This is a genomic window from Candidatus Chordibacter forsetii, from assembly GCF_964187505.1.
Classification (GTDB): domain Bacteria; phylum Verrucomicrobiota; class Verrucomicrobiia; order Opitutales; family Seribacteraceae; genus Chordibacter; species Chordibacter forsetii.
Window position 1 is genome coordinate 1 of sequence record NZ_CAXLML010000219.1, and the last position, 13084, is coordinate 13084.

Consider the following 13084-nt stretch of genomic DNA (forward strand, 5'->3'; position numbering starts at 1 on the left):
CAGGAGCATCTAACAGTTCGTCACACCCCGGAAAAATCAGGTTTGGTGGGTGGAGGAATGAGTTAGGCAACAACAGTGAAACCAGTAAAGGTGAAGTATCTGCCTTTTTATTGTTTAATTCCGAACTATCCAACACAGAACGGTTGAACATTGAATATTACCTGGCCAACAAGTGGAATATGCTCGATCAGTTGGAATTTGATTTCAACCGGAAGCTCAAATTTACGGAAGGTGCTGATTTTTATGAACTTCAGCTTACTGAACAAAATAATTATAATAATTCACTGACTCTCTTTACTGGAGTTTTTCAGGCCAAAGAATCGGGTGCTTACCAATGGGAGTTAGCAAATATTAGTGAGCAATCAGCACTTTGGCTTGATAAAAACCAGAATGGATACTTTGAATCAGAAGAAAGAGTCCTGGTTTACCTCGGTGAGAATCAAAGTAACCAAATCATCGATTCTATTGAACTTGCGGAAGGAAATTACAGCCTGGCCGTCTACCATGCTGTAACCTCGGAAGTTCCCTCAATCGAATTACGGTTCTCTACGCCAACTAGCAACTCAGGTCCTCCATCCTTAACCACCATACATCCATCAGCCTCCGATCAATATAATTTATTCGGCACCCAAACTCGTTCCACTTTGGCAAGAAGAGGCCCGGTTCAGTTTGGCCTAAATAAGGACGGCACCGTCTTTTTCCAGTATAAAAACATGGATAATGTAGTCTTAGTCGAGTCTGATCAAAAGGTTACTCAATCGGCTTGGTCACAGGTCGGAGTCTCGGTGAATGAACAAAATTCATCCATAGAACTTTTTATCAATGGCCAATCCGTGTTAACATCCGAACTACCCGGCGGTATTGTTGCCGATTTATCTGATTACTTGTACTGGAATATTGGTGGCTCAGACCCCGTTGAACAGGATTATTTTCTGGGTAAAATAGACGAACTACGCTTTTACAATACTGCCCTTAGCCAAGAGCAAATGCTAAAAATTTATGAGGATGATATTAGCGACCGACCAATCATAGGTTACCGGCAACAAGTAATCTACGATGAGGGTGATTCGAACAATGGTTTCCTTGTTGTTAATGACGAAGGGACCATCCGGGCACAGGTTATTGTAAACGGTACTCGGACTGAGGTTAATTCCACTGCACTTTTGCAAATGACAAACGAGAGTTTAAAGCTCCCTTTCTCCCCTCTGCAAGAACCAGAATGGAACTTAAAATTATGGCTCGATTCTGCCGATATTGAAAGTATGGACCAAGGTACAAGTCCGGGGGCAGAAGGCCCGCCAGCCAGTGGTCAAACCGTTGGGTTTTGGAGGGATAAAAGTCAATCCGGTCATAACGCAAAGATTCTTACTGGGTCTCCTAAATGGTTGAATAATGGGTTTAACGATAACAGTTGCATAGACATAACCAATGATTCCTTTTTTCTGGAAAATAGTGAGACTACTTTTGAAGGTTGGGATGATATCGTAATTTTTGCGACTCTTTACCAAACTGCATTTGATCATTTTTGTTATCCCATTGGTAAGGGAACTCGAACGGGTTGGATGAATAATAACAGCTACGATTTTTCTTGGGCATTAACGATCCACAGGGCAGATAAAAATGGCCACAAAATATGGGGTCCTGCTATTAATACTGCAACGGGAGGAAATTCTTACCTGCGCACGGGCTCCGATGCCATTTGGACACATGACGGATTTAGCGGTGGTCCAAGTTTGATCACCATTCGTTATTCATCTGAAAATTTAAGTTCCATGAGTCATAACTTACTCATGAAAGTCAATGGCAGTCAGTCGCTCCAAAGCAACCTAACAGGTGCCCTTAAATCCTCTTCTACTAATCCAGTAACGATTGGCGGGACTGGTGATGGGGCTGGTTTATGGACTGGAAGAATTTCTGAGGTTCTTATTTTCAATAACGATTTAGGCAATGAAAATATAGAAAAAATCGAGGGCTACTTGGCACACAAATGGAATCTCACCAATAAACTACCCCAGAATCATAGCTACCTTGAAGCGTCACCGCCTGGCTACAGCGGGCTGAAAAAGGTTAATCAGATTGAAAAAAACTGGCATCACTTGGCTGTAAGTTATGGAGAAACTACAAAAGCATTGAAGCTTTACCTTGATGGCAAACTCGTTGACCAACCGGAAATTTCATCGGGAGATGGTTTTGTCCCCATACACCAGGATGTACCATCTATTGGGTTACCCTCAGGAAGTTTTGGGTTGGATCATTTTGGTGCATTCCTGGGATCCTTTGATGATGTAAGAGTCTACGACCGAGGTTTATCTGCAAATGAAATCTCTCAAGTATTTGTAGGAGATGCCAATCAAACCGGATTGGTCGAATACCGAGTAGTTGAAAAGCCGCGAATTAATACTCTGCCTGCAATGGAGGCAAGACCACAGTCGGTCATTCTGAGGGCCAACCTGGCATCGATCGGTGGGGAAGTCATTGAAGAAGAAATTTCTCTGGGTGAGACTTTTAAGTATGACACAGTCCCCGGTATTCAGGCATGGTTTGATGCCGAACAAATTAGTGGACAGAATGGACAAACCCTCAGCAGGTGGCAGGATCAATCGGCCCGCCCGAATCAAGATCGTAGCTTCAATAATGTAAACGGTAGTCCACGGCTCCTATCCTTTGCACTCAATGGAAAACCAGCCGTGAGTTTTGACGGGGAGGATGACCAAATGTGGACTGGCTACAACTTCAATTCAATTCTTCATCAAACTGGTTACACCATGATTACCCTGGCCCGATTTACAGGGGGCAATAACAAACAGGTAATCACTTCCAGGAGTAACGATTTCTATTTTGGGTTTCATCAGGATGGCATTGGCCTTTGGCGAGCAGGTGGCAACATCTATGCGTTTGGCGATCCTATCGATAATGACTGGCACCTTCATGTGGGAACTATTAGTGACAATTCCGGAGACCCCAGAGCTTCTTTCTGGCAGGACGGTATTTTAAAAGTGTTGGAATCCCGAGAATCCGACAACCAGAACTTTGGACCTGGACAACTACAAATTGGAGGCAAAGGGAATGAAAACTCAGCTAGTGAAGTCGCAGAAATTCTAATTTTCTCCGGAGAATTAAATCCCTTGCAACGGGCAACCTTGGAAGGTTACTTGGCTCACAAATGGAGCCTTCAGGATGATGTACTTCCAGACACTCACCCCTATGCTCAACTTGATCCATTTGGTATACAGCTTGACCAAGCAAATTCTCGTTCAGAGGGAGGAGATCCTGCCGAAGTGATTATCTTCTGGGGTGATGAACCTATCGAAACCAACTCTACTTCGGCAAATCCAGATGACAATTCATCATGGGACTATAAGTTAGTCCTCAGTCAGGCTGCCGATATTGGGAATTTTGAGAAAACCATTTCCGCAAACCTCGAGGAAAATAAGCTCTACTATTTCCGAGCCTATGCCAAAAACATTGCCGGTGAAACCTGGGCTCAACAAATTATGACCTTCAAAACGATCGACACCCAATTTACCAAGCACAGCATGGACGGCTTGATTCTTTGGTTAGATGCGACAGATATTGATGCAGATAGTCAAAGAGACTCATTGTCAGACCAAGCAAACATTCCCATCTGGGTTGATAAATCAATGAGTGCCAAAGATGCGATTCAAACCATTGTCAACCAAATGCCTAGCTATGAACAAAACGGTTTTGGCTCGCTTCCCTCGGTTAAATTTTCCTCCGGTCAATCCATGAAAGTCGGCATTCTCAGCAATTTAAGCGGCCCACTCAATATCTTTGCAAGTGCTTATGGAGATGGCGTGGTTATCGGAGGTGATGATGGCCAAAACCCTTGGACATTGGAGGCAAGTTCATACAATTGGCTGAATGTATTTCGTGGGGAAAATGAGTCGCTTCAGCAAATCACGCTTGGCCTCGACCCTAGAACCGATTTAGGCATGCTGACGGGGTCCATTGGAGAAATTCTCGTTTTCGACCGACTGCTAGAACCTTTTGAACGAGAAATGGTTGAAGGGTATTTAGCTCATAAATGGGGATTACTTGATGATTTGGCAGAGTCTGGTTTTGCGGTTAGTCAAGGATTGGTCCTTTACTATCCTTTTAATGAAACTGGCGGATCCATAGTTGAGGATTATTCCGAGACTCTAAGGCACGGTATGGTAATAGATGCAGATTTGAATACTGAAGGTAAATTTACTTCGGGTATTGGTTTTGACACCATTGACCCTCAAAACGCTAAAATTGATCTTGATTACAACTCACTTTTCTTCTCCCAGCCTAATTGGACAGTCTCAACCTGGTTTAAATATCCGATTCACAATCCTGTCGGTGATGAATATGTACTTACCTGGTCTTCGGGTTCCAACTTTCCTGCTTTTCTTGCCGGAAATGAACAATTCATTCTTTCCGGGGTGTCAGACTCAGATTTTTATGCAACCTCGCTATCGGGTACAGAAGAACAACCGCAATGGCATCATTTCGCTCTGAAATCAGATCAAAACAGCTATTCACTTTTTATCGATGGCAACGAAAAGTTTAAAGAAACCACCTATAATGGGGGAGCGCTTGACATACGCACAATTGGAAATGCACTTCGAGGTGGAAGCCGATTTTCGCCAAGCTTGGATGATTTTCGTGTTTATCAACGCACATTAACCAACCAAGAGATTGAAACGCTTTATGGTAGCGGCGAGGGAGATTTTGGCACCCATCGATTTGAGGATTCTCCTCCGGTTTTTGACAATGTTCCAGTTATTTTATTACCTAAGGATGCTGTAGCGCACTGGAAATTCGACTCGCTGGACGGCATAGAAATTAAAGATTATTCGGGCTTTGAAAATCATGGTTTTGTCGACGGTAACGATACGGAATTCGATTTATTTCTCAATAATTCCGCTGCAGGCAGAAAAGGTCAGGCGATTCGCTTCCTTGATGATTTAAAAATCAAAACTAACCTCGACGAATCCAATGATAAACCGAACTTGAGAAACTCTTTCTCTCTTAGCTTTTGGATGAAGACTGAAGACAGTGACGCCAATGTAGTTTCATCGGGTCGCTTTAATATATCGATTGAAGATGGATACATAAGTGCGAATGCTTATGTGGGGTCAAGATGGCGTTCTACCGAGCCAACTCTTTTACCACTGGGAACATGGTTACATATAGTTCTTTGGTGGGATGGTAATAAATTCCGGCTCTACATTAACAACGAAGAAGCAGTTGCTTCCGTAAATGCAAAAGGCAACCTTACTGGAGATCCGACGATCTACTTGGGTGAAGACTCAACTAATTTGGCATTTGATGGTTTGATTGACGATTTTAGAATATACGCACATCCCCTTAATCCTAAGGAAAGGGAGAATGCCTTTAATTTTATCGACTCTGCATTAGTTGCAACTTACGGAGAAGAATTCTCCTATCAGATTGAAACACTCAAAGGACCAACTGATTTTAACGCAACCGGGTTGCCCTCCGGATTATCCATCGATGCAAAATCGGGATTGATTTTTGGAACACCTTTACAATCAGGTCTCGATTTTAATGTCACCCTTGTGGCTTCAAATTCTTCTGGAAGTGATGAAGAAAACATGACCCTTTTCGTAAACCCGGGAACGCAAAGTATTATCTTTGAGGAATTAAGTTCAGTAAAGTATGGTGATCCTCCCATCGATCTAAATTGGACAAGTACCTCTGGCTTACCGGTGAATATAAGGATTGTGGAAGGAGAAGAATTTGCCGAACTTACTTCAACTCAAATGCCAACCACTTTGAATATCCTAAAGACTGGGGTCGTAAAACTGGAAGGTTCCCAGCCTGGAGATGGCAATGCAACCTATCAGGCAGCCCCCAAGGTATTGGATGAATTCCTCATCGCTAAGAAAGAATTGGTTGTGCAAATTCACAATCATTTTAGAAAGCCAGACGAACAAAACCCCGAACTAGGCTACGACTTGATCGGTTTAGTGGGCGAGGATAACGAGTCTGAATTTGACCGAAACATTAGCTTAACTCTTAGTGTAACAGATGGTTCTATTCCCTCTCCTACCCCGGTGGGAGAATACCCAATTCAGGGATCGGGCGGTCTATCTGACAAATATTTCTTCACCTATGTTGATGGTACCCTCACGGTGAGTAACAAACAAAAACAGGGCATTATCTTTGACCAGGACCTCAATGATATTCCAGCCTTATCCCAACCCATCACCCTCAGTGGAAGCTCGATTGATTTGGACAATAATGAAACGACTGGACTTCCCCTTTACTATGAGGTGGAAAACGAGAAAGTCGCAAAAATTTTGGTGACACAAAGAGAGTTTCTCCAATCTCATTGGAAATTTGATGAATCGAAGTATGCCGAGGCTTATGATCAAACGGGACGAAATTCCGGAACTCTTCTCGACTTGGTAACCGTTGGTGAGAACAACGCCTGGAAAGACGGTAAATTTTCAGGTGCCTTACAATTAAACGGAAATTCAGGTAGGGTAAATTTTGGACCTATCCGAATCGAACAGGACTACACATTTTCAGTTTGGGTAAAGCCGGATACTAATTCTACAAGTTCCGATAGCCCGGAAATGAATATTCTCACAAAAACGGGGGTTCCCACCATGAATCATTTCCGTCTTTATAAAGAGGATGGTAACGGTTCGATAGCCTTGGCTTTCTACACCGATGGAAACAATACGCCCATCATATACGATGCCAACCAAAGCGTACTCAATGATTCCAATTGGACTCACCTGGCAATTTCTCACAACCCGGAAACGGGCAACCTAAAAATTTATGCAAATGGGGAGGTCGTGGTTGATCAAGTGGAAGTAAAAGAGGCGAATAACAGCCACCCATTGGACTTCCGCTTTAGCACCTTTTTCGCCGGAGATGAAACCTCATCTTTTGCCGGTCTGATCGATGATTTACGAATTTACAATAAATCACTCTCTCAAAATGACATCACCAAAATTTATAACCAGGGGGGTGGAGATTATCAAACCGTTGAAATTTTGGGGGCTGGCACCACCCGCATAACAGCCAGACAAAATGGAAACATTCAATATGAAAAAGCACTACCGGAATATAATTACCTCAATGTCATTAAATCGGACCAAAATATAACATTTGCTGAATTGATAGATCGATCTGTTGGAGATTTCCCTTTCGTTCTCTCTGCAGAAGCAAGCTCGGGCCTACCTGTTCAGTTTTCGCTATCCGACCTTTCTCTAGCAAGTATCAAAGATAATCATGTTACAGTGCGCAATGCCGGTGAATTAGTAGTTACGGCAACTCAAGGTGGAGATGATCGTTTCTTTGCCGCCGAACCAGTTACCCAGTCATTTAATATAAGGTTCGGCAACCTATTTGCAGATTCCATCCCTGGACTTGCTCTCTGGTTGGATGCAAACGATATAAACAACGATGGTCGTGAAGATCAGCCAGACGACTTCCTTGCTTCTGGCAAAATCAGTCTTTGGGCGGATCGATCGGGTAATAACAACAGTCCGGTTGAAGCAAACTCGAGTAAGATGCCAAGCTGGATTGCTCCAAATTCTGCTCAATCCCTTCAAGGTAAGACGGTCGTTTCTTTTAACAACTCCTTCAATCAATCATTAAGCCTGCAAGAATCCATATCGGAACCCGCGATTTTATTCCTTGTTGCAAAACAAACTTCAGTAGGCGAAAGCAAATTATTTGGAGGTGATTTGATTAGCACCAATAGCAATGGATTTTTCTCCCTCGATTACAACTTCGGCAATCCGTCCATAGCTTCTGTACAACCAGCTAACTCATGGACAATATGTATTTTTGGAACCATGGCGAATACCCAAAACCTATGGATAAACGGGACGCTCATGGGCTCCGGAAATAGTTCACTATCTCCTAAACCACTTGATGCAATCGGTCAGTCTTTTACCGGAGAAATTGCCGAACTATTAGTATTTTCAGAAAACCTGAACTTTGTTAATCGACAACGGGTTGAAGGCTACCTAGCCCACAAATGGCAATTAGAGAGCAGGCTACCCGAATTGCATCCCTTCTCCACCTCTGTTCCTGCTTTTGGGGGAAATCAATTGATAACTTGGTTGGGAACAAGCGACCTTGATAATGATGGTGCTTTAGAACTACCTGTTAAGTCAGCAAACGATCCTGACTTCACCCTTAACGCTATTGCCTCATCCGGTCTGCCTGTAATCTTTGCAAGCAGTGATCCAACTATTTTGGCGATTGCTGATAACCAAGCGAAGATATTGCGCCCTGGGAAAATAAATATTACCGCCTACCAGCCTGGTAATATTCGCTTTTTTGCTGCCCCGCCACAGAGTGTTACTTTGGAAATTTTTGATTTCTCTGACCCTTCATTCCAAAAAGACACACAAGCAATTATTTTCTCCCAAGTTCCTATAAAAGTTCGCGAAGATCCGCCTTTCCAAGTTGTGGCTATAGCAGAGTCGAGTGGCCAAAATCATTTAGTCTACAAACTACCGGTTGTCTTAAAAGTGGAGTCTGGTCCAGCCACAATGGATGCTCATGGTGTAGTCACTCTTGACGGAAGTGCCGGAACCATCGTGATTTCCGCTTATCAAAGTGGTAATGCTTTTGTAGATGCTGCTATCACCCAAACTTTGGAAATTATTGTATCCAACCGGACACGCCCAAGCATCTTATTTACAGACTTGAAGAATGAAGGCTCTTTGGCACCTGTTTTGGCTAATAGCAGGACGAAGTTTATTCCTGGAGTTTATGCCAGTAATGGAAATAGACTTTCTCTCACTAGTTCAGACTCCAGCATTGTCGAAATTTATGGTCAAAATAAAATAATTGCTCACCGAACAGGTGTAGTAACCTTAAATTTTAATGTCCCCGAAGATGAAAACTTTGCGGCTGCACTTCCTCGAATCCGCACTGTGGAAGTGGTCAAACCAACTAAGGAAGCTTGGTTAGAAAATCGTAGAAATGATACAAGGTACCCCCAATTAAAAGAAAGATTCATTAACAACAGACTAACTAACCACTCGTCCGTCACAACTGAACAGGCTGCATATGAATTTGATTTGGATAATTTTGATTCAGACGGGGATGGATACAGTAATCTTTTTGAACGAGCCACAGGTATGGATTCTCTAGGATTCGATTCCCAAAATGCTCCACATTTGCTCAACCCAGAAAACGGAAAACCCGGAATCTCTTTTACACGGTTCACCAACTCTTTCTCATCCACTGGCGAAACATTCCAATACATAATCGAAGAAACCTTTGATCTTCGATCTTGGCGGACTGTTTCTTTAACCTCTGAAAACTCAAAAGTTATCCCAATTGGTGGTGGTATGGAACGGGTTATCTATTTTGCAGAGGAATCACCCCGTGGAAATACACAACCTTTCCTACGATTAAAGATTGGCGTGAACAGACCTTAATCAAAAATCCAAAAAATATTTTCAAATATTAAACCTACAAAACCTACAAAACGAAAATGAAAAAAATACTTATTCCATTCCTTCTCATCTGGGCAGCTGTTTCTTTACAAGGCCAAGAATTTGGAGACATAAGCATAGAAGATTTGCAAAAAGCCATTCTTGCCAAAAAGGTCGCTATCATTGATGTAAATGGCCAAAGGTCATTCCAAAACGGGCACATCCCTGGAGCCATCAATTTTTCATCACAAAAACAAGCTCTTAAGCAATTATTACCCAGCAATAAAAATACCCTTATTGTTGCTTACTGTGGCGGCCCTTCATGCCGAGCCTACCTTCGTGGGGCAAAGGCAGCCGCCGAACTTGGTTACAACAATGTTCGTCACTTATCTGCTGGAATTTCAGGTTGGAAAAAAAGCGGTAACAAGGTGGCCAAAAAGTAGTAATTACCACAAGTTTCCAATCCCATGGGTTCACCAGTTAAAGGTTTTATTCTCCAAGCATTTTTGGGGATGCTTGTGCTTTGCACCAGAAGCCAAGTATTTGCATCCAACCTTAGCGAACCCATGGGGGTGGTAACAATTAATCTATCCGGTGGCAGTCCGGAAGCCCCAAGTTTTACAGTCGTTGCTCCCGGAATTCACGGATCTTGTATTTTCCGTGGTCCAATCGAAGGGTTTGTATCCGATAATAATGTCTCCTTTTATCGTACCCCTGAACTAGATAATCCTGCAAACCGTAAAGGTCCTTTCTCTAATGGCGTCCTTGGGAGTGTCCAGGGACGTGCATCGACCACACTCGATGAGAATGGTTCCGTATCAAATTTAAATCTTTTATTTTCTGGAAATGGATACCGAGACAGACCTGGAGTTTCCTTAACTCCTCCATCTAATCCAAAAAATTCTGCAACCGTTTATCGAGCTGCGACCGTCGAAGCGGAGTGGAATTCATCCCTCAGCGTTATTACTGGTTTTTCTATTTTGGAAAAAGGTGTTGGCTATGATCAACCCCCGGCGGTCTACATCGAAGGAGGCCCGCATTATTTGAAAATTATTGATACGGAATCTAATTACTCAGGCCACTCTTTCCTTATTAATTCCAATTCGGACCATGTCTTGGAATTGAATAATTCCTTAAACCTACCACTCGGTTCAATACTCTTAAAAGATACCTTGGTAGAGGTTTTACCAGCATGGACCCTCGGTTCCTTATTTGGTTTCACTGAAATACAGCTCCAAAGTGATGCCAATGCATCACGAGCTGACTGGATCTACCTCCTTAAATCTTCTGCAAATCAAATTGGAGACAATAGCGACTATGTAGCCCACTTCCACAATGGTACTGAATGGAAACTTGTTAATTCCCCAAATGATTCAACTTCTCATTACAAAATATCTCCTGACGAATCGGTAATTATCGCTCGACGATCCGAGGCCGATAAAGTCCTCACATTCAATGGAATTTCTCCTGTAATCCCAACAACTTGGTATCTCACAGAATTTAATCGTACAAAACTGGTAAGCAACCCATTCCCCACATCCATAAAACTATCCGACATTATTGGTAACGAGACGATTACCGATGATAATTCTTCTGCGGAAGAAAACTCAACTCGTTGGCTTGCTCATAGGGAACAGGATCTAGCTGATAACATTCAAATCCTCAACTCTTCAGGATGGTCGACTTATTGGCATGACGGAACCAATCTTACTATTTCAAAACCGGCCGTAATTTCAGCCAAAGCGGGCAGTGGAATCGGTGGTAGTTTGACTATGAGAGACTTTTCCATGGATTCAGGAACTATTCAGTCTGTCACGAATCCACCAAGTGGGAGTCCTTTAATTACTGCCCAAAACCACGGTTTGGAACCTGGTTTTTGGATTAAAATAACCGGTGCAACAGGCAGACTTACCAACGATGAAAAAATTCAAATAAATTCATTGGGCGATGAGGTGGATACTGGAGAGGGTATGTTGATTAGCTCTTCGATTAATGGAAGGTGGGAAATTATTAATGTAAGCACAGACACTTTTGAACTTAACAATTGTTTGGTCGATTCGGACTTTGAGGAAAATGGTTTTGCCAAATGGACTACAGGAAATCCCGGAGAAGGCTACGACGCTAATGTTTCTCTGTCTATTCTGGGCGGAGGTGGACAGGGTGCCCGGGCAGTCGGGATTGTCGAGGGTGGCAAGATAACTTCCATTTCTTTAACTTACGGCGGTTTATTCTACACAAGTCCACCAACTGTTGTTGTTCATCCTGGTGGTTGGAACAGTCTGGGCCGTGGAGAAGCTCCGATTAATGATTTGTTAATACCTGCAGGATCGGGAGCTCTACTTATTCGTAAACATCCTAACGGGATAAAGAGTACACTTCCACTCAGATCAATCTCGCAAGATTAAGCCGATATTACTTGCAACTCAGGATACTTGATGGGCATCAACATCCAGGGTATCAATAATTTCCTTATCAATTGGAAACTGCTGCCTAATAATCCGAATTTGAGATAAGCAATGTGGAACCGATGTGCTTAGATAAAACAAGTGATAACGATAATAACCCTTCATTTTCGCAAGTGGGGTTGCTGCCGGACCTTTAATCTCCACACCGTTTAATTGAGCACGGTCCAATTCCTTCCTCCATTGTTCCGCATAAAACTTGGTTTTCTCTTCGCTTCGCCCCCGAAAGACATGCCTTACCAGATGCCTAAAAGGGGGATACATCAATTCTTTGCGCATCGCCAGTTCCTCGTCCAAAAAAGCATCCAGTTCTGCCCGCCTCGCAAATTGAATACAACTTTCATGCGGGGCATAGGTCTGAACATAAACTTCTCCCGCTCGGTCTCCCCTACCCGCTCGTCCTGCAACTTGTACCAAGATTTGAAAGGCACGTTCAGATGCCCGAAAATCTTCCATACGCAAGGGAAGGTCGGCATCGATTACCCCCACCAAAGTAACCCGCGGGAAATCCAGTCCCTTGGCAATCATTTGTGTACCTACCATCACATCGATCTTACCTTTACGAAAATCTCGAAGAATTTCCCGAAAAAGATTTTTTTTGGTCATCACATCAGCATCAACCCGTACGACACGGGCCCGTCTGGGCATGATCGATTCGACCACATCTTCAATCCTTTGTGTTCCGTGTCCTTTTTTACAAATATCAACAGATTTACAATTACCACAGACTCTGGGAGCAGGCTTACGGTATCCACACAAATGGCAGTGTAAGTAATGATCAGTTCGGTGATAAGTCATAGCAATGCTGCAATCCCTACACTGCTCCACTTCGCCGCATTCCGTGCAAAACAAAGTGGTATTAAATCCGCGCCGGTTAAGAAATAAAATACTTTGCTCCCGATTTTCATATCTTTGCCGCAAAGCTTCGACTAAAGGTTGAGAGAGAATTGGCGGATTTTTTTGCTTGAGGGCTTCCCGGCGCATATCAATTAAATGAACCAGGGGGAGTTCCCTACCATCTATTCGTTTACTAAGCACTGACCTTGCATATTTACCACTCTTCACATTCCGGGCAGTCTCTAAGGATGGAGTGGCCGAGCCTAGCAAACAGATGGCATCGTTTAAATAGGCTCGGTATACGGCAACATCGCGACCTTGGTAACGGGGTGCATCCTCCTGCTTGTATGCGGCTTCGTGTTC

Annotated in this window: 4 protein-coding genes; 3 read left to right on the top strand and 1 reads right to left on the bottom strand. The window is 43.2% G+C overall.

Annotated elements, in window-relative coordinates:
- Window positions 1-143 precede the first annotated feature (143 nt).
- Genes ACKPQ4_RS09435 through ACKPQ4_RS09445 form a run of 3 tightly spaced genes read left to right on the top strand, consistent with a single transcriptional unit; the run spans window position 144 to window position 11827 of the window.
- On the top strand, window positions 144-9425 hold the full coding sequence (locus ACKPQ4_RS09435; RefSeq protein ID WP_407680932.1) for a LamG-like jellyroll fold domain-containing protein: 9282 nt from the start codon (window positions 144-146) through the stop codon (window positions 9423-9425).
- 56 nt (window positions 9426-9481) lie between these two features.
- On the top strand, window positions 9482-9865 hold the full coding sequence (locus ACKPQ4_RS09440; RefSeq protein ID WP_407680933.1) for a rhodanese-like domain-containing protein: 384 nt from the start codon (window positions 9482-9484) through the stop codon (window positions 9863-9865).
- A gap of 24 nt (window positions 9866-9889) precedes the next feature.
- Window positions 9890-11827 (top strand): hypothetical protein, encoded by a 1938-nt coding sequence (locus tag ACKPQ4_RS09445; protein WP_407680934.1) that lies wholly within the window; start codon window positions 9890-9892, stop codon window positions 11825-11827.
- A gap of 18 nt (window positions 11828-11845) precedes the next feature.
- Here ACKPQ4_RS09445 and priA read toward each other — a convergent pair.
- Window positions 11846-13084: replication restart helicase PriA (gene priA / locus ACKPQ4_RS09450; RefSeq protein WP_407680935.1), on the bottom strand; the 1239-nt coding region annotated here is incomplete at its 5' end.

Excerpts from the sequence above, each read along its gene's own strand:
- ACKPQ4_RS09440 (WP_407680933.1), top strand. The coding sequence starts at position 9,482 with ATGAAAAAAATACTTATTCCATTCCTTCTCATCTGGGCAGCTGTTTCT.
- ACKPQ4_RS09445 (WP_407680934.1), top strand. The coding sequence starts at position 9,890 with ATGGGTTCACCAGTTAAAGGTTTTATTCTCCAAGCATTTTTGGGGATG.